Source organism: Nonomuraea sp. NPDC048826 (genome assembly GCF_043198225.1).
GTDB lineage: Bacteria > Actinomycetota > Actinomycetes > Streptosporangiales > Streptosporangiaceae > Nonomuraea.
This window is the reverse complement of the sequence record NZ_JBICUQ010000005.1, coordinates 301,524-318,735: the sequence shown is the minus strand read 5'-3', so window position 1 is coordinate 318,735 and position 17,212 is coordinate 301,524. Positions and strand designations below refer to the sequence as shown.

Sequence of the window (17,212 nt, the reverse complement as noted above, 5' to 3'; positions counted from 1 at the left end):
GGGCTCCGTCGGCCGAGCGGGCTCAGGCGCGTTGCAGCTCGCGGGCCGCGGTGCGGGCCAGCAGCTCGATCTGCGCGGCGTCGAGCTCGGCCGTCCGGTTGGCCTTGATGTGCTTGGCCACCAGGCGCGGCTTGAGGAAGGTGACGCCCTCGGCCGTGAGCGAGCCGCCGCGCGGCAGCATGCCGCAGTGGACGGCCATCAGCGGCCTGATGGTGACCGCCATGCCGGCCTCGCGGCTGAGCAGCTCGGCGAACGCCTCCGCGGCCGCGACCAGCGGCTTGGCGGTTTTGGTGCCGTACTTCTCGCCGAAGAACAGCCGGCCGCCGTACGAGGCGATCTCGGTATCGGGGCTCCAGGACTCGTTGTCGACGATCCACACGCCGCCGGGACCGATCACCAGGTGGTCGATGGACGCCTGGTCCCTGATGGCGCGGCCGTCGAGCACGCGGTAGCCCTGCCGGCCGAGCGAGCGCCGCAGCAGCCGGCCGGTGATGACCTCGCCGCGCCGGCCGCCCCGCCAGACGGCGGTGGCCCGGAACGAGCGCCAGTCGAGCCACCAGTCGACGCCGGCGACCACGCCGCCGAGCGCCACGGCGTAGAGGATGGGCCCCGGGAGGCCGAAGCGGAGCGCGAGCGCGAATCCGGCGACCGCCCCCACCGCCGCCTTGATCATGCGCGAGCGGCGCCTGCTCTGGGCTCCCTCCCGCCAGAACTTCTCGTACCACCACTGCGGTGACGACCCCGTGAACTTCTCGTCCTGCTGCACGTAGATAGAGCCACCGGGCACGGCAAACTCCCCGAATGAAGATGTCGTTCCATTACGGGATCTGCCACACCGAAGATCCCTCGCCGCTAAAAGAGATACCCCATGCTGAAGCAAGGCGAGCCTAAGGTGACGTAATTGGTACCTCCAGGACCACAATCAAGACGCTCGACCGACCAGTCGGTATGCTTACTCCGTGAGAGATGAACCGGTACGCCAGCGGCTCCTGGCCGAAGCCACCAGGCTCTTCGCCGAGCAGGGCTTCGAGAGCACCTCCGTGCAGGAGATCGTCGTCGCGGCGGGCGTCACCAAGGGCGCTATGTACCACTATTTCAACTCCAAGGATGACCTGCTGCACGAGATCTACGCCAGAGTCCTGCGCATGCAGATGGACCGTCTGACGCAGATCGCCGACAGCGGCGGCACCGTGGTCGAGCGGTTGCACCGGGCGGCGGCCGACGTGGTGGAGACCACGACGGACAACCTCGACGACTCCAAGATCTTCTTCCGCTCGATGCACCTGCTCGCGCCCGAGACCCGCAAGACCGTGCGGGCCGAGCGCCGCCGCTACCACGAGCGCTTCCGCGCCCTGGTGCTGGAGGGCCAGCACCAGGGCGTGTTCAGCGACCGGGTGCCGGCCGAGCTGGTCGTCGACTACTTCTTCGGCTCGGTGCACCACCTGGGCACCTGGTTCCACGCGGACGGGCCGCTGACCGGCGCCCAGGTGGGCGAGCACTTCGCCGACCTGCTGCTCGCCTCACTCCGGGCCGGGCACCCCGGCGAGTGAGGCCAGCGCCTCCCGGTGGTCGCCGGGCGTGCCCAGCGCGACCTCGGCCGACTTGGCGCGCTTGAGATACAGGTGCAGCGGGTGCTCCCAGGTCATGCCGATGCCGCCGTGCAGCTGGAGCGCCTCCTCCGCGGCGCGCACGGCCACGCTCGCGTTCCACGCCTGGGCCACGGCTGCGGCGACCGGCGAGTCCTCGGCCGCGGCGTTGCGGGCCGCGGCGCGGGCGCGCACCACGTCCAGCCACAGGTCGGCCAGCCGGTGCTTGATCGACTGGAAGGAGCCGACCGGCCGGGCGAACTGGTGACGCTCCTTGACGTAGGCCAGCGTGGTGTCCAGGCACCACTGCGCGACTCCGTACTGCTCGGAGGCCAGCAGCCGGGCGCCGAACCGCAGCACGCCCGCCACGTCCACGTCGCCCAGGCGGGTGGCGGCAGCGCCGTCGAAGGTGACGGTGGAGACCGGGCGGGTGAGGTCGAACGAGGTCTCCGCCCGCAGCTCGGCCCCCTCCACCTGGTAGAGCCCGCCCTCGACCGGCACGAGCAGCATGTCGGCCACGTCCGCCCCGGCCACCCCGGTGACCGTGCCGGTCAGCCGCCCGTCCGCCACCCGCACCGACGCCCCGCGGTCGGGCCGGTACGGGGACGCGGCGAACGACACCGCGAGCGCGGCCGTCGAGCGCCCGTCGGCCAGCCGTTCGAGCAGCTCGCCCGCGCCCGCCTGGACGAGCGCGTACGTGGCCAGCACCGAGCTGGTGAAGAACGGCACCGGCGCGACGCCGCGGCCCAGCTCCTCCAGCACCACGGCGGCCTCGCTGGCGGACGCGCCCGCGCCGCCGTGCCGCTCGGGGATGAGCAGTCCCGCCACGCCGATCTCCCCGGCCAGCGTCTTCCACAGGTCCGGGTCGTACGGCCGCGACTCGGCGCGCTTGAGCACCGCCGACGGCGGGCAGCGGTCGGCGAGCAGGTCGCGCACGGCGGCCCGGAGCTCCTCCTCGACCTCGGAATACAGCAGGCTCATCGCGGCAGGTCCTTCCAGGGCACGTCCTTGTCGATGCGGGGCTCCGAGGGCAGGCCGAGCACCCGTTCGGAGATGATGTTGCGCAGGATCTCCGAGGTGCCGCCCTCGATCGAGTTGCCCTTGGCCCGCAGATAGCGGTAGCCGGGGCCGCGGCCGAAGAAGTCGACGGTCTCGGAGCGGCGGAAGGCGTAGTCGTCGTAGCCGAGGTCGCGCAGGAACTCCATCTCCAGGCCGGTCAACGCCTGGTTGAGCTTGGCGAACGACAGCTTCATGCCGGACCCTTCAGGCCCTGGCTGGCCGGCCGCGAGCTGCTCGCGCAGCCGCGCGCCCGACAGGCGGGTCACCTCGGCCTCCACCCAGAGCGACAGCAGCCGCTGGTGCAGGTCGTGGGTGCGCAGCTCGGGATGGTCGCGCCAGGAGCGCAGCACGCCCGCCACCAGGCCGCCGCCCCGGGCGCCCCCGCCGCCGCCGATGGCCACCCGCTCGTTCATCAGCGTGGTCTGCGCGACCCGCCAGCCGTCGCCGACCGCGCCCAGCCGCAGGTCGTCGGCGAGCCGCACGCCGGTCAGGAACACCTCGTTGAACTCGGCCTCGCCGGTGATCTGCCGCAGCGGCCGGACGTCGACCCCGGGCGCGTGCATGTCGCAGATGAAGTACGTCAGCCCGCAGTGCTTGGGCACGTCGGGGTCGGTGCGGGTGACCAGGATGGCCCAGCGGGCGTGGTGGGCGCCGGACGTCCACACCTTCTGCCCGTCGACCACCCACTCGTCGCCGTCCCGGACCGCCCGGGTGGCGAGCGTGGCCAGGTCGGATCCGGCGCCGGGCTCGCTGAAGAGCTGGCACCAGATCTCCTCACCGGTCCACAGCGGCCGCAGGAAGCGGCGTTTCTGCTCCTCGGTGCCGAAGGCGAGGATCGTGGGCGCGGCCATGCCGAGGCCGATGCCCTGCACCCCGCCGTCGATCTGCGGGGTGCCGGCCAGCTCGCGCTCCACGACCGCCTGCATGTCGCGGGAGAGCCCCAGGCCGCCGAGCCCCTCGGGGAACCAGACCCAGGCCAGGCCGGCGTCGAACCTGGCGCGCAGGAACTCCAGCCGGTCGCCTTCCGGGTCGTTCTCGCTCAGGAACGCGGCTACGCGCTCCTTGAGCCGTGCTTCGTCCACTCCAGCTCCTGTCGTCGAGAGGTCACATGTACTGCTTGAGCTCGCGGTAGGCCAGCGACCGCTTGTGGACCTCGTCCGGCCCGTCGGCCAGGCGCAGCGAGCGGGCTCCGGCCCAGAGCGCGGCCAGCGGGAAGTCCTGCGAGACGCCGCCCGCGCCGTGGGTCTGGATGGCCTTGTCCAGGATCCACTCCACGGTGATCGGGGTGGAGATCTTGATGGCCTGGATCTCGGTGTGGGCGCCCTGGTTGCCGACGGTGTCCATCAGCCAGGCGGTCTTCAGCACGAGCAGGCGCAGCTGCTCGATCTTGATGCGGGACTCGGCGATCCAGTCCTGCACCACGCCCTGCCGGGCGATCGGCTTGCCGAACGTCGTCCTGGCCAGCGCCCGGCGGCACATCAGCTCGACGGCCCGCTCGGCCATGCCGATCAGGCGCATGCAGTGGTGGATGCGTCCGGGGCCGAGCCGGGCCTGGGCGATGGCGAAGCCGCCGCCCTCCTCGCCGACGAGGTTCTCCGCCGGGACGCGGACGTCCTCGAAGACGACCTCGGCGTGCCCGCCGTGGTCGGCGTCGTCGTAGCCGAAGACGTGCATGCCGCGCTTGATGTGCAGGCCGGGGGTGTCGCGGGGAACCAGGACCATGCTCTGCTGGCGGTGCTTGGGCGCCTCCGGGTCGGTCTTGCCCATCACGATGAAGATCTTGCAGTTGGGGTTCATCGCGCCCGAGATGAACCACTTGCGACCGTTGATGACGTACTCGTTGCCGTCGCGGGTGATCGAGGTGGCGATGTTGGTGGCGTCGGAGGAGGCCACGTCGGGCTCGGTCATCGCGAACGCCGAGCGGATCTCGCCGTCGAGCAGCGGCCGCAGCCACTCCTCGCGCTGCCACGCGCTGCCGAACATGGAGAGCACTTCCATGTTGCCCGTGTCGGGCGCGGCGCAGTTCGTGGCCACCGGCGCCAGATGCGGGCTGCGGCCCATGATCTCCGCGAGCGGCGCGTACTGGAGGTTGGTGAGCCCCGCGCCGTGGTCACCGGGCAGGAACAGGTTCCACAGGCCGCGCTTCCTCGCCTCGTCCTTCAGGTCCTCGATGAGCGGCGGGACGCTCCAGCCGCTGGTCTTGACCTGCTCCTCGAAGGCGGGCTCGGCGGGGTGGACGCATTCGTCCATGAACTGCAGCAGGCGCTCACGCAAGTCCTCGGTGACGCTGTCGAAGGCGAAGTCCATGCCAGCGAGCCTACCGACCGGCCGGTATGGCTGTCGACAGTGGTCGCCGCCAAAACCACCCAGGTGGCTCTCTTCCGTACGGACCTACCCCCGTAAGGTCGGCGCCATGACCGCGAACCTCCCCGCACCCGTGGTGCTCGAGAACGACATAGTCCGGCTGGAACCGCTGACCCCCGGCCACGTGCCCGACCTGTTCGCCGCCGGCGGCGGGGACGACGAGGTGTGGCGGTGGCTGCCGATCGCCACCCCGCGCGCCGAGACCGACCTGGCGGCGACCGCGCGCTTCCTGATCGAGGACGACAAGCACGTGCCGCTGGCCGTCGTGCTCAAGGAGACCGGGCGGGCGATCGGCTGGACCACCTACTGCGACGTGCCCGGGTTCGACGAGAGCGTCGAGATCGGCTGGACCTGGTACGGCCGCGCCCACTGGCGCTCGGCCGTGAACACCTCCTGCAAGGTGCTGCTCCTCGACCACGCCTTCGACAAGCTCGGCTACAACCGGGTGCTGCTCAAGACCGACGCGCTCAACCTGCGCTCCCAGGCCGCCATCAAGCGGATCGGCGGCCTGCACGAGGGCACGCTCCGCCGCCACCGCCGCAGGCCCGACGGCACCTGGCGCGACACGGCCTGCTTCGGCATCCTCGACGACGAGTGGCCGGCCCACCGCGCCCGCCTCACCAGCTAGGCCCGCCCTGACGTTCGGGGTGCGGTCCGGGGCGCCCGCCTCACCAGCTAGGGCCGCCCCCTGCACCGGGGTCGCGGCCCAGCATGCCCGTCAGGAGCTCGCGGATCCCGGCGCGCAGGTCTTCCGGTGACGGCTCGGCGCCCGCCCCGGCGATCGCGTCGAACATGACGCCTTCGGCGAACGCCACGAGCTGGCGGCCGTGCCGTACCGGATCACCCGAGCCCGCGGCGGCGAGCAGGGCGACGGCGGGGTCGCGGAACCGGCGGCCCGCCCGGTCGTAGATCACCCGCAGTTCCGGCCGCCTGGTGGCCTCCAGCGCCAGCTCGTAGCGGGCCAGCGTGCGGCGGCGGTCGCGCAACTGGGCCGTCAGCATCCCGGCGAGCAGCTCGATCAGATCGGCGCCCGGCGGCGGCCCGTCGGCCCCCGCCCCGGCGAACACCCGCGCCTCCAGCTCGGTGAGCCGCGACAGCGTGAGCTCCAGCAGCGCCGCCCGGGTGCGGGCCACGTTGGACGTGGACCCCGGGGGCAGCCCGGCGGCCTCGTCGACGGCGCGGTGGGTGAGCCCGCGCATGCCACGCTCGGCGAGCAGGCTGATCGCCGCCTCCGCCACGGCCTCGGATCGCTTCACGGTCCCTGATACTACTGTTGTAGTCCCAACTACGGCCGTAGTACGCTGGCACTACAGAAGTAGTGAAGGGATGGCCATGAAAGCGATCATCATCGGCGGTGGCATCGGCGGGCTGACCGCGGGCGTCGCCCTGCGCGACCGGGGCTGGGACGTCACCGTCCTGGAGCGCGCGCCCAACCTGGAACCGGTCGGCTCCGGGCTGGCCATCGCGGTCAACGGGTTGCGCGCCCTCGACACGATCGGCCTGGGCGACCCGGTCCGGGCCCTGTCGCGGATGCAGGGGCAGATCGGCATCCGCAGGCCCGACGGCCGCTGGCTCACCCACACCAGCGGCGACGAGGCGGCCGAGCGCTACGGCGACCAGGCCGCCGTGGTGCTGCTCCGCTCCCGGTTGGTCGACCTGCTGGCCGAGGCTCTCGGACCGGACCGGCTACGCCTCGGCACCACCGTCACCGGCGTGGACGCGACCACCGGCGCGGTCCTGACGGACGCCGGCGAGTTCACCGGAGACCTGGTCGTGGCCGCCGACGGCATCCACTCCCCCAGCCGTCGGGCGATCTTCCCGGACCACCCGGGTCCGGTCCACTCGGGGGTGACGGCCTGGCGCGGGCTGGTGCCCAGGCCCGCCGAGCCGCTGCGCAGCAGCGAGAGCTGGGGCCGCGGCCTGGTGTTCGGCGCGCACCCGCTGGACGAGGAGACGGTCTACTTCTACGCCACCGACCTCGCCCCGGCCGGAGAGAGCGCCGGCGACGAGCGGGCGGAGCTGATCCGCAGGTTCGGCGGCTGGCACGAGCCGATCCCCGCCCTGCTGCGCGACGCCGACCCGGCCAGGATCCTCCGCAACGACCTCTACTACCTGCGCGACCCGCTGCCCGCCATGCACGCGGGGCGGGTGGCGCTGCTCGGCGACGCCGCCCACCCTATGACGCCCAACCTGGGCCAGGGCGCCTGCCAGGCCATCGAGGACGCGGTCGTGCTCGCCCACGTCGCCGGCGGCGACCTGGCCGCCTACACCGAGGCCAGACTGGGCCGCACCGCCGAGGTGGTACGGCGGTCCATGAGCATCTGCCGGATGACCAAGCTGCGCAACCCGGCCGCCGTGGCCCTGCGCGACACCGCGATGTCGCTGGCCACCCGGCTCACGCCAGATCTGATGCTGCGGTCAATGGACGGGATTCTGCGGTGGCGGCCACCGGCGCCGGCTTCGAGTGATCCGGCGCCAGGCGCCCGAGCGTGATCGTGCCGGCGATGGTCAGCGCCGCCGCGAACAGGGCGGGGATCGCGGTGGCCGGGCTGGTCGGCAGCGGCTCGCCGAGCAGCAGCGCGCCGGCCATCACCGACGTGATCGGGTCGATCACCTGCACGCCCGCGTAGGCGATGCCGAAGTAGCCGACCGCGTAGGAGCGCTGCAGCAGCACCACCGCGAAGACCAGCAGCACCGGCACGGCCAGCGTGAACCAGTGGAGCAGCCGGCCGAGGTCGCCCTCCAGGCCGCCCCCCACCACCCGGACGAACGTCGAGACGCTGGCCGTGACCACGCCCGCGCCGACCGACAGCAGCATCGCCCTGGCCGGCCCGTGCACCCGCGAGGCGGCGACCTGGGTGGCCAGCGCGATCAGCGTGATCACGCCGATGAACCCGAGCGCGGCGCCGTCGCTCAACCGGGGCACCACGTCGTGGTGCGGCACCAGCATCATCAGCCAGAGCAGGCCCACCGCCACGGCGATCGAGCCGAAGATCTCCGCCTTGTACGGTTTGCGGCCGTACATGAAGGCGGCCAGCGGGACCGCGAACACCAGCGTCGCCACGCTGATCGGCTGCACCGCCACCAGCGGCGCGAAGCTCAGCGCGACCGCGTGGAGGCACGCGCCGGTGAACCCGATGGCGCCGCCGATCCACCAACGCGGGCGCCGCATCAACTTGAGCGAGGCGCCTTCGGACACCGCTTCGTACTGCTGCAGCGCCGCCCCCAGCGCGTATCCGAGAGCGCCCGCCAGCGCGATGAGCACGCCGATCCAGGTCATGGGCACCCGCGCAGGGGGAGAGGTCCTTCGAGCATTGCCCCAGCTTAGAGCGTACGGGCTACGGTCGAATCATCCTTTAGGACATTCTTCCGCGCATCACGGGCACAACCTGAGGCTTCGAAGGTCAGGACTTCTCGGGGCAGACGCAGAACGCGTGGCCCTCCGGATCCTGCATCACCACCCAGCGGACGCCCTCGTCGGTGACGCCCGGCTGGAACTCCGGCCTGGTGGCGCCCAGCCCGACATACTCCTCCACCGCCTTCTCCACGTCGGGGACCCTGAAGTCCAGGTGGAACTGCTTGGCGGGGCTGGGCCACGGCACCGGCTCGCGGTCGGGCACCCGGCCGAAGTAGATCGTGGTGGTGCCGTCGCTGACCGCGGCGTACTCGTCAGCGGCGTACTGGATGGGCAGGCCGGTGACCTGGTGGTAGAACTCGGCCAGCTTCTTGGGCTCCGCGCAGTCGATGGTCACGGCGAGGAGCTTGGCTTTCGTCGTCATGCCGTCAGCCTTCCAGCCGTACCTGCCATCTGCTGTCAGGTACGCGCGGAGCCGCCCTTGACCCGCTTGAGAATCCGGTCCCACTCGGTGCCGAACGGGTTGTCCTGCACCAGGTAGGTCCAGGTGGCCTCGGGCCGCTTCAGGTCGGGCTCCGGCTCCTCGAACGCCGCGAGCGAGCGCCGCTCGATCTCCGCCTGCAGCGCCTTGTATTCGGCCACCGCCTCCCGGTGGAACTCGTCGATCGGGCTCATCCGGCCCAGCGCCCGCAGGTGGATGCCCTCGCGCAGGTCGTGCAGGAACGCCAGGTGCTCGGTCCAGCAGGCGTCGATCGCGTGCAGCACGATCTGCCTGGCCGTCTCCTCGCGGGTGTCCTCCGGCAGCGCCGCCCACCGGTCCGGGTCGGCCTCGGCCAGCGCGCGGGCCGCCGAGTCGGTGTGGAGCACCTTGTCGCGCCACTCCAGGATGAGCTCGCGCTGCTGCTCCAGCAGGCGGGTGTAGCGCCAGGTGTTGCGGTGGATCTCCAGGTTGACGCCCTCGGCCACGCGCTGGGCGTGGCCCACGATGTAGGCGGCGCGGCGGTGGCGCACCTGGCCGTCGGGGTCGGCGGCGGGCGGGCGCTCCTCGGCCGCGAACTGGGTGACCAGCTCGTCGTCGAGGCCGACGAAGAACACCGAGCCGCCCGGGTCGCCCTGCCGGCCGGCCCGGCCGCGGAGCTGGTCGTCCAGGCGGCTGCTGGCGTGGCGGCCGGAGCCGATCACGTACAGGCCGCCCAGCTCGGCGACGCCCTCGCCGAGGCGGATGTCGGTGCCGCGGCCGGCCATCTGGGTGGACACGGTGATCGCGTCACGCTCGCCGGCCTTGGCGATGATCGCGGCCTCTTCCGCGTCGTTCTTGGCGTTGAGCACCACCGGGTCGAGGCCGCGGCGGCGCAGCAGGGTGGCGAGGCTCTCCGACTCGGCCACGTCGAGCGTGCCGATGAGGATCGGCCGGCCGGTCTCGTGCACCCGCTGGATCTCCTCGACCAGGGCGGTCTCCTTCTCCGGCCCCGTCGGGTAGATCCGGTCGGGCTCGTCCTCGCGCACGCACGGCCGGTTGGGCGGGATCACCGCGACCTTCAGCCCGTAGAACTCGCCGAGCTGCTCGCTCACCGCGACGGCCGTGCCGGTCATGCCGCACACCCGCGGGTAGCGCCTGATCAGGCCCTGGACGGTGATCGAGTCGAGGATCTCGCCCTTGTCGCTGGCGGGCAGCGCCTCCTTGGCCTCCACGGCCGCCTGCAGGCCGTTGGGCCAGCGCTGCAGCACCGCCACCCGGCCGCGCGAGGGGTTGATGAGCTGCACCTTGCCCTCGCGCACGATGTAGTCGACGTCGCGGGTGAGCAGCGCGTGGGCGTGCAGGGCCAGGTTGAGCTCGATCAGCGTGCCGGGTTCGTTCTCGTCGTAGAGCTCGACGTCCAGCCGCTTCTCGACCGTCTCGGCGCCCTTGGGCGTCAGGTAGACGTTGCGCGCCTGGTCGTCGATCTCGTAGTGGTAGCCGCGCACGAGGGTGCGGACCAGCAGCGCCATCTCCGGCACCGTGTCGCCCGCGTCGGACGAGCCCGCCATCACCAGCGGCACCTTGGCCTCGTCGACCAGGACCGAGTCGGCCTCGTCGACCAGCGCCACCTCCGGCTCCGGCACGATCAGCTCGCCCGGGTCGGTGCGCAGCCGGTCGCGCAGCACGTCGAAGCCGATCTCGCTGACCGGCCCGTAGGTGACGTCCTTGGCGTACGCCTCGCGCCGCTCGCCGGGCGTGGAGTTCTGGTCGAGCCAGCCGACGGTGACCCCCATCGCCTCGTAGAAGGGGGCCATCCACTCGGCGTCGCGCCGGGCGAGGTAGTCGTTGACGGAGATGACGTGCACCCGCTTGCCCTGCAGGGCGTAACCGGCGGCCGCCATGGCGCCGGACAACGTCTTGCCCTCGCCGGTGGCCATCTCCGCGACCTTGCCGTCGAGCAGCGCGAGCGTGCCGAGCAGCTGGACGTCGTACGGCCGGAGCCCGAGCGTGCGGTCGGCGGCCTCCCTGGCCACGGCGCAGAACTCGGCCAGGTCGTCCATGCCGGGCCGGGGAAGCTCGTCGAGCGCCTTGACGCGGTCGGCACGGTCGGCCGCGGCCTTCACGACTTTCCGGTAAGGGCTCAGGTTGACCCCACCGGGGCGGTCCAGAAGGTTCCTGACGATTCCTGTAATCGAGGCCACAGTTCCTCCAACGCGCGCTTCGCCGGCACCGTTCCCTCGCGCCATGCGGAGCGGCCCGCCGTACGGACCCTAACCCATCCGGCGGACCGCCCCCGCCCGCTAGTCCCGCTGCCCCCGCCAGACCGGGACGACCCCGGCCAGCAGCAACAACGCGCATCCCGCCCAGCTCGCGGGGCCGGGCCGCTCACCGAGCAGCGCCACCCCGACCAGGGCCGCGAAGGCGGCCTCGCCCAGCGACACGATGGCGACGGTGGTGGCGCTCAGCTTCGTGAGGGCGCGGAAGAACAGCCCGTAGGCCAGCGCGGTGGGCACCGCGCCGAGGAAGGCGAGCAGCGCCGCGCTCTCCCAGCTCACCCGCGGCAGCACGCCGCCGGCCAGCGCGAACGGCAGCACGCACGCGGCCCCCACGAGGAACCCGGCGGCGGCGGTGGCCAGCGGGTTGCCCGGCTCGGCCGCCGTCCCCCGCCGCCGTGACAGCAGTGTCACCCCGGCGTACCCGAAGGCCGACAGCATGGCGAACCCGGTCCCCGCGAGCATCCCGCCCCCGTCGCCGGTGGCGTCCGCCGGGGACCCGACCGTCAGGAGGACCAGGCCCGCGAGTGCGGCCAGGAGGGCGGCCAGGCCGGAGGCGCCGAGACGCTCGCGGAGGAAGAGCCGCCCGCCGAGTGCGGTGAAGACCGGCGTCGCGCCCATGGTGATCACGGTGGCCACCGCGACGCCGGACCGCGCGATGGCGGCGAAGTAGGCCGCCTGGTAGACGGCCATGCCCGCGCCGACCACCAGCACGTGGCGGTCGAGCCGCATCCGCGCGCCGCCGAGCAGGGGCAGGAGGAAGGCGGCGCCGAGGAGGAAGCGCCAGAAGGTGACGTCGAGGGCGTCGAGGCCGCCCGCGGCGAACAGCAGGGATCCCGCCGCGCCGCCGGTGCCCCACGCCGCCGCGGCCGTGACCACGTACCCGGTGGCACGCCGGATGGACAGTTGGGTCATGACAGATCTGCTCCGAAGGGAGTGGTGGAAGAGGGCCCGGATGCGGGCAGCAGCCACCCCCGGATCGGTCAGACCCGGAAAATCAGGAAATGCCGCCCGCTAGCGGGCGGGAGGAGGGGAGCAGATGATCTGTCGCGGCACCGGGCCACCCTAGCCCGAGCGACAGACGGGACGCACCCGGATAACCGCCGCGCGGGCCGCGTGATCGTCCGGCTGCGGGCACGAAAATGCCGCGCCGAAGCGACGCGGCCCGCGGCGGTGTCCGTGGCTCACGGCCAGGAGGTGTCTCCCGCGGGCTCGGTCGCCGACTCCAGCACGCCGAGCCGTTCCAGCAGCGTCAGGAAGGTCGCCGCGTACGGGGAAGGCGCCGTCACGGCGGCGACCCGGGACCAGTCGACCTGCTCACGCAGGGCCCGCACCTGGGGAAGCAGCGCGCCGTAGTCGCACGCGTGCTCCGACAGCGGCATCAGCCAGGAGATCACCAGGTCCGTCGCCTCCAGCACCGGCACGATCACCGCCGACGCCTTCATCGGCTCGGCCCGGTCCAGCAGTTCGTCGGTGACCGCCCGGTCCGACACCCTGAAGATCAGGTCCACCAGCTTGCCGTCGTCGTACGCCTTCACCAGCCAGTCCTCCGGCGGCTTGGCCGTCTGGAAACCGATGCCCCGCAGCGCCTCCAGGGCGGCGGGCACGTCATGCTCGGTGATCACGAAATCCACGTCGTGCAGGGAGGGCGCCGCGCCTCGGGCGTACGCCGCGCACCCTCCCGCGAGGGCGAATTTCACGTTCGCGTCCTTCAGCCCGGAGCTCGCCCGTTTGAGGGTGTCAAGGATGGCGTCAGTGACTTCATGACTGTGGCTGCTCATGTGAGCGGGCTACCCTCACGATCGCCGAATAGGCCTGCTCCGGCGCGTAGAGCGGTGGCCTGAGGGTAGCGCCACGCCCTATGACGGAGTTCCTGGAGAAGACCGAGCAGGAGTACGAGGGCGAGCACGACCGGCCCTTGGGTACCTACGTCCGCATCATCGGCGTCTACGGGACGGTCGTGGCGGCGGCGGCCGTCGTCGCGAAGCTGACCGGCAGGCGTCCGCCGGAGCGGATCAGCCTGCTGGACGTAGGCCTGATGGCGGCGTCCACCAACAAGCTGGCGCGCCTGCTGGCCAAGGACCCGGTCACCAGCCCGATCCGAGCGCCGTTCACCCGCTTCGAGGGGGTGAGCGGACCGTCGGAGCTGAAGGAAGAGCCGCGCAACACCCTCGGCGAACTGGTCAGCTGCCCGTTCTGCATCGCCCAGTGGGTCGCCACCGGCTACGCCATCGGCCTGGTCTTCGCCCCCCGCGCCACCCGGCTGGCGGGGGCGGCGCTCACGGCGGTGGCCGCCTCCGACTGGCTCCAGCTGGCCCACACCAAGATGGTGCAGTCCACCTAGCCCGTGCGGCACGCGAACTGGCCTGCCAGAACATCGCCACGAACCACTCCGTACGAGGTCGAAGTAGAAAAATGTTAAATACTCCGCGCGGAGGGCAGAGAGAGGCCCATGGCTACTTTGCTCTGGATCATCGCGGTAATTCTCGTCATCGCCGGCATCTATGTGATTCTGGCCCGTCGCGACCTCCTGTGGGGGATCGTACTGATCGTTCTCGGATTCCTGGTCGGCCCCGGCGGTGTCAGCATCTTCAATGTGTAGGGCGTGTCCTGACGCCCCACACGCTCGTTCGCGGGGCCGGCGGTTATCGCCGCCGGCCCGGTGAATTGCCCTCAATAAAAACGGAGTTGCACCGAACCGAAGAAGCCCTTCCCGGGCGACCCGGGAAGGGCTTCGTCATGGGCGGCTACTCGCCCGCGAGGCAGTAGACGGCGTACGCCCGGCCGAGCACCGGCAGGGCGACGTTGCGCACCCGGATGCCACCGGAGGTCATCCCCTTCTCGGTGCCCTTGTGCGCGTGGCCGTGCAGGATGAGGTCGGCGCCCACGGTGTCGACCGCCTCGGCGAGCAGGTAGCTGCCGAGGAACGGGTAGATCTCCAGCGGCTCGCCCTCCAGCGTTTCCTTGATCGGGGAGTAGTGCGACAGCACGACCTTGCGGTCGGCGTCCATCTCCTTGAGCGCCCGCTGCCACGACTCGGCGATCAGCCGGGTGTGACGCACGAAGTTCTTGGTCTCGCGCTCGCCGAACTCGCTGGCGCACTTGCCCGCGAACCCGCCGCCGAAGCCCTTGCCGCCGACCACGCCGAGCCGCGCGCCGGAGCACTCGATGACGACGCCGTCGTCGTGGAGGACGATGACGCCGGCGTCGCGCAGCTCACCGGCGATCTCGTGCTGCAGGTCGGAGTGGTAGTCGTGATTGCCGAGCACGGCCACCACCGGGATCGGCAGGTCGCGCAGTTCGTCGGCCACCACCCGGCCCTCCGCCAGCGTGCCGTGCCGGGTCAGGTCGCCGGCCACCATGAGCACGTCGGCGCGTTCCTCGATCCCGTCCAGGCTCTTGCGGTACTGGCCGCGCACATCCTCGCCCAGATGGATGTCTCCCACGGCCGCGATGCGCAGATCAGTCAAGACGCTCATCCTCCCCTGGCCTGGTGACCTCGACGACCTTGATCTCGTTGTGCACGTGCAGATCAGGAGCGATCTCCCGGGCCACCTGGCCGAGCCGGTCGCGTTGCTCGGCCCCGCTCACCTGGCCACGCAGGAAAAGCTGGTCGCCTCTGACGTCGACCCGGATGCCGAGCTCATGCGTACGGCCGTCCTCGGCCAGCGCCGCCTGGACGCGGGCCGCGACGTACTGCGGAGCTTCCATCGCTTTCCTCCTTACTCTTTGCCGCGCATGCCCGGCAAAGAACCGCTCAAACGGTACGAAGGAGGTTGATGACGGCTCCTTCCACCTCACCGTGGGTGGCCAGATTGCCGTCGTCCACGCCCGCGCCCAGCTCGGTGAGGGCATGGCCGATCGTCCTGCCCGCCTCGTACGCGCTGATCACCCGCGGATCCACGTAGGAGGACCGCGCCACGGCGGGGGTGTTGCCCAGATACTCGGAGACCTCCCGCATGACCCGGGCGACGGCCCGCTTCTTGGCGGTCGGGCTGTCGGCCATCCGCGAGACGGCCAGCCCGACGGAGGCCAGCACGGTGGCGTGCCAGGTGCGGAAGTCCTTGGCGGTGAACTCGCCGATGGTCTCGCGCAGGTAGTCGTTGATGTCCTCGCTGCGCACGTCCACCCAGCCGTTCTCGCCCCGGTAGCGCAGCAGCTCGCCGTCGGCCCGCAGCGCCTTGAGCGATCTGACCACCCGGCAGGCGGCGGGATCGGCCACGACGACCTCGCGGGGCACGTCGCCCTTGGCGGGGTACGCGCAGGTGATCGTGCCGCGTGCGCAGGTGACGTGCTCCATCCGGAGCGTGGCCAGGCCGTAGGTGTCGTAGTTCTCGCCGCCGACGCGGAAGAAGCCGATGTCGAGCAGCCGCGCCGCGGCCGCGAGCACCCGCTCCCTGGTCAGGCCGCGCCCCTTGAGCGCCTCGTCGACGCTCTTCCTGAACGCGGGCAGCCGCTCGGCCAGCTCCAGCACCCGGTCGAACTTGGCCTCGTCCTGCTGCTGCCGCCACAGGTCGTGGTAGCGGTACTGACGACGCCCCGCCGCGTCGGTGCCTACCGCCTGCAGATGCCCGTTGGGGGACGCGCAGATCCACACGTCGGTCCATGCCGGCGGGATCGTCAGCGCTCTGATCCTGGCCAGCGTCGCCTTGTTGCGGACGTTCTCGCCGTCCGGGCCGTGGTAGCTGAATCCCCGGCCCCGGCGACGCCGGGTGATCCCCGGCTCGTTCTGATCACTGGGATGCAGGTCGGGCACGCCGGACCGGCTACCCGCCGCGTTAGGGGGCAAACGACTCGGGCAGGTGACGGCCCATGAGTGAAGACAAGTATTGGTCCGAAAGCCAAGACAAAAAGGGCCATGCGATGGTCCCGGCGACACCCCGCGACGTGGTCCACATCAGAGCGGGCTCGTTCATCCTGGTGTTCCTGTTCGCTCTGGCGGTGCTCGGCATCATCTCGCAGGCGTGGGTGCTGACCGGGATCGCCGTCATCGCGGCGATCGTCACGGCCGTCGACATCTACCTCGCCGTCCGCCGGCAGAAGAACCGCGACGTCGGAGAGGCGGGCTGATCACCCCCATGGCTCCCCACATCCTCCAGGACCGGGTGGTCGTCGTCACGGGCGCGAGCGGCGGCGTGGGCCGCGCGGTGGTCCGTGAACTGGGCGCCAAGGGCGCCAAGGTGGCGCTCATCGCCCGCGGCACGACGGGTCTCGGCGCCGCCGCGGTGGACGTCGGCGCGGCCGGCGGCATCGGGCAGGTGTACGAGGCGGACGTGGCCGACTACGAGCAGGTCCGCAAGGCCGCCGAGCGGATCGAGGCCGAGCTGGGCCCCATCGACGTGTGGATCAACACGGCCTTCTCCTCCGTGTTCGCCCCCTTCTCCGACATCTCCCCCGAGGAGTTCGAGCGCACGACCGCGGTCACGTACCTCGGCTACGTCTGGGGCACCAAGGTGGCCCTCGGCCTGATGCGCCCGAGGAACCGGGGCACGATCGTGCAGACGGGCTCGGCGCTCGCGCACCGTTCCGTCCCCCTGCAGTCGGCCTACTGCGGCGCCAAGCACGCCATCCGGGGATTCACCGAGTCGCTCCGCACCGAGCTGCTGGCGGAGCGGAGCGGCATCCAGGTCACGACGGTCCAGCTCCCCGCGGTGAACACGCCGCAGTTCGACTGGGCGTTGTCCAAGCTGCGCCGGCACCCGCAGCCGGTTCCCCCGATCTACCAGCCGGAGGTGGCCGCCCGGGGCATCGTGCACGCGGCCGCGCACCCGGAACGCAAGGAGTACTGGGTCGGCGCCATGACCGCGGCCGGCATCATGGCCCAGCGCGTCGCCCCCGCCCTGCTGGACCGCTACCTGGCCAGGACCGGCGTCCAGTCGCAGCAGACCGACGAGAAAGCCCCGAACGGCACCGCGAACCTGTGGGAGCCGGCCGACGAGCACCACGACCACGGCGCCCATGGCGGCTTCGACGACCGCAGCCACGCGCGCAGCCCGCAGCTCTGGCTCTCCCAGCACCGCCGGCCGGTCCTGCTCACCCTGGCGGCCGCCACCGCGGCGGCAGGCGCGGCGGTCGTGGCCAGGAAGTCCTCCCGCTGAGCGAGCGGCGGGCTCCG

20 protein-coding genes are annotated in these 17,212 nt (G+C 71.6%); 7 read left to right on the top strand and 13 right to left on the bottom strand.

Features of this window, described 5'->3' with window-relative positions:
• Positions 1-22: 22 nt before the first annotated feature.
• Complete coding sequence (locus ACGFI7_RS19835) at positions 23-787, bottom strand: nuclease-related domain-containing protein (RefSeq protein ID WP_393406254.1); 765 nt, start codon at positions 785-787, stop codon at positions 23-25.
• A gap of 172 nt (positions 788-959) precedes the next feature.
• On the opposite strand from ACGFI7_RS19835, the gene ACGFI7_RS19830 reads away from it, so the two are divergent.
• On the top strand, positions 960-1,550 hold the full coding sequence (locus tag ACGFI7_RS19830) for a TetR/AcrR family transcriptional regulator (protein ID WP_393406252.1): 591 nt from the start codon (positions 960-962) through the stop codon (positions 1,548-1,550).
• On the opposite strand, the gene ACGFI7_RS19825 is transcribed toward ACGFI7_RS19830, so the two are convergent.
• Genes ACGFI7_RS19825 through ACGFI7_RS19815 form a run of 3 tightly spaced genes read right to left on the bottom strand, consistent with a single transcriptional unit; the run spans position 1,521 to position 4,952 of the window.
• Positions 1,521-2,567 (bottom strand): acyl-CoA dehydrogenase family protein, encoded by a 1,047-nt coding sequence (locus ACGFI7_RS19825; protein ID WP_393406250.1) that lies wholly within the window; start codon positions 2,565-2,567, stop codon positions 1,521-1,523. The two genes, ACGFI7_RS19830 and ACGFI7_RS19825, sit on opposite strands and share 30 nt — an antisense overlap.
• Positions 2,564-3,727 carry an acyl-CoA dehydrogenase family protein gene (locus tag ACGFI7_RS19820; RefSeq protein ID WP_393406249.1) on the bottom strand — a complete coding sequence of 388 codons (1,164 nt, stop codon included), beginning with the start codon at positions 3,725-3,727 and terminating at the stop codon, positions 2,564-2,566. Before ACGFI7_RS19820 ends, ACGFI7_RS19825 begins: the two co-directional genes overlap by 4 nt.
• Positions 3,728-3,749: 22 nt before the next feature.
• The gene (locus ACGFI7_RS19815; RefSeq protein ID WP_393406247.1) at positions 3,750-4,952 is read right to left on the bottom strand and encodes an acyl-CoA dehydrogenase family protein; all 1,203 of its coding nucleotides are present in this window, start codon (positions 4,950-4,952) and stop codon (positions 3,750-3,752) included.
• 106 nt (positions 4,953-5,058) lie between these two features.
• On the opposite strand from ACGFI7_RS19815, the gene ACGFI7_RS19810 reads away from it, so the two are divergent.
• Complete coding sequence (locus ACGFI7_RS19810) at positions 5,059-5,637, top strand: GNAT family N-acetyltransferase (protein ID WP_393406245.1); 579 nt, start codon at positions 5,059-5,061, stop codon at positions 5,635-5,637.
• A gap of 40 nt (positions 5,638-5,677) precedes the next feature.
• On the opposite strand, the gene ACGFI7_RS19805 is transcribed toward ACGFI7_RS19810, so the two are convergent.
• The gene (locus ACGFI7_RS19805; RefSeq protein WP_393406243.1) at positions 5,678-6,265 is read right to left on the bottom strand and encodes a TetR/AcrR family transcriptional regulator; all 588 of its coding nucleotides are present in this window, start codon (positions 6,263-6,265) and stop codon (positions 5,678-5,680) included.
• Positions 6,266-6,341: 76 nt separating this feature from the next.
• Between ACGFI7_RS19805 and ACGFI7_RS19800 the strand changes: the two genes are divergently transcribed.
• The gene (locus tag ACGFI7_RS19800; RefSeq protein ID WP_393406241.1) at positions 6,342-7,502 is read left to right on the top strand and encodes an FAD-dependent monooxygenase; all 1,161 of its coding nucleotides are present in this window, start codon (positions 6,342-6,344) and stop codon (positions 7,500-7,502) included.
• Here the strand turns inward: ACGFI7_RS19800 and ACGFI7_RS19795 are convergent.
• From ACGFI7_RS19795 to ACGFI7_RS19775, 5 genes are all read right to left on the bottom strand, one after another.
• Complete coding sequence (locus ACGFI7_RS19795) at positions 7,405-8,289, bottom strand: DMT family transporter (protein WP_393406240.1); 885 nt, start codon at positions 8,287-8,289, stop codon at positions 7,405-7,407. The genes ACGFI7_RS19800 and ACGFI7_RS19795 overlap by 98 nt on opposite strands.
• Before the next feature lie 124 nt (positions 8,290-8,413).
• Positions 8,414-8,788 carry a VOC family protein gene (locus ACGFI7_RS19790; protein ID WP_393406238.1) on the bottom strand — a complete coding sequence of 125 codons (375 nt, stop codon included), beginning with the start codon at positions 8,786-8,788 and terminating at the stop codon, positions 8,414-8,416.
• A 35-nt stretch (positions 8,789-8,823) separates the two neighbouring features.
• Positions 8,824-11,070: an accessory Sec system translocase SecA2 gene (secA2, locus tag ACGFI7_RS19785; protein WP_393406236.1), complete on the bottom strand. Its 2,247-nt coding sequence runs from the start codon at positions 11,068-11,070 to the stop codon at positions 8,824-8,826.
• A gap of 54 nt (positions 11,071-11,124) precedes the next feature.
• Positions 11,125-12,012, bottom strand: a complete 888-nt coding sequence (locus ACGFI7_RS19780) for a DMT family transporter (protein ID WP_393406234.1) — start codon at positions 12,010-12,012, stop codon at positions 11,125-11,127.
• 269 nt (positions 12,013-12,281) lie between these two features.
• Positions 12,282-12,878 carry a nucleotidyltransferase gene (locus ACGFI7_RS19775; RefSeq protein WP_393406232.1) on the bottom strand — a complete coding sequence of 199 codons (597 nt, stop codon included), beginning with the start codon at positions 12,876-12,878 and terminating at the stop codon, positions 12,282-12,284.
• A gap of 80 nt (positions 12,879-12,958) precedes the next feature.
• On the opposite strand from ACGFI7_RS19775, the gene ACGFI7_RS19770 reads away from it, so the two are divergent.
• Together ACGFI7_RS19770 and ACGFI7_RS19765 are read left to right on the top strand one after the other, a co-directional pair.
• Entirely contained in the window at positions 12,959-13,441 is a 483-nt protein-coding gene (locus ACGFI7_RS19770; RefSeq protein ID WP_393406230.1) for a DUF1360 domain-containing protein, read from the top strand.
• A 108-nt stretch (positions 13,442-13,549) separates the two neighbouring features.
• Entirely contained in the window at positions 13,550-13,699 is a 150-nt protein-coding gene (locus ACGFI7_RS19765) for a GPGG-motif small membrane protein (RefSeq protein WP_020543887.1), read from the top strand.
• Between the two features lie 145 nt (positions 13,700-13,844).
• On the opposite strand, the gene ACGFI7_RS19760 is transcribed toward ACGFI7_RS19765, so the two are convergent.
• Genes ACGFI7_RS19760 through ACGFI7_RS19750 form a run of 3 tightly spaced genes read right to left on the bottom strand, consistent with a single transcriptional unit; the run spans position 13,845 to position 15,853 of the window.
• The gene (locus ACGFI7_RS19760) at positions 13,845-14,567 is read right to left on the bottom strand and encodes a metallophosphoesterase (protein WP_393406228.1); all 723 of its coding nucleotides are present in this window, start codon (positions 14,565-14,567) and stop codon (positions 13,845-13,847) included.
• Positions 14,560-14,808 carry a BON domain-containing protein gene (locus ACGFI7_RS19755; RefSeq protein ID WP_393406226.1) on the bottom strand — a complete coding sequence of 83 codons (249 nt, stop codon included), beginning with the start codon at positions 14,806-14,808 and terminating at the stop codon, positions 14,560-14,562. The genes ACGFI7_RS19760 and ACGFI7_RS19755 overlap by 8 nt, the downstream gene beginning before the upstream one ends.
• 46 nt (positions 14,809-14,854) lie before the next feature.
• The gene (locus ACGFI7_RS19750) at positions 14,855-15,853 is read right to left on the bottom strand and encodes a DNA topoisomerase IB (RefSeq protein ID WP_393406224.1); all 999 of its coding nucleotides are present in this window, start codon (positions 15,851-15,853) and stop codon (positions 14,855-14,857) included.
• Positions 15,854-15,960: 107 nt separating this feature from the next.
• Here ACGFI7_RS19750 and ACGFI7_RS19745 point away from each other — a divergent pair, with 107 nt between their 5' ends.
• Complete coding sequence (locus ACGFI7_RS19745; protein WP_393406222.1) at positions 15,961-16,167, top strand: hypothetical protein; 207 nt, start codon at positions 15,961-15,963, stop codon at positions 16,165-16,167.
• A gap of 8 nt (positions 16,168-16,175) precedes the next feature.
• Complete coding sequence (locus tag ACGFI7_RS19740; protein ID WP_393406220.1) at positions 16,176-17,195, top strand: SDR family oxidoreductase; 1,020 nt, start codon at positions 16,176-16,178, stop codon at positions 17,193-17,195.
• The last annotated feature ends 17 nt before the right edge of the window (positions 17,196-17,212 follow it).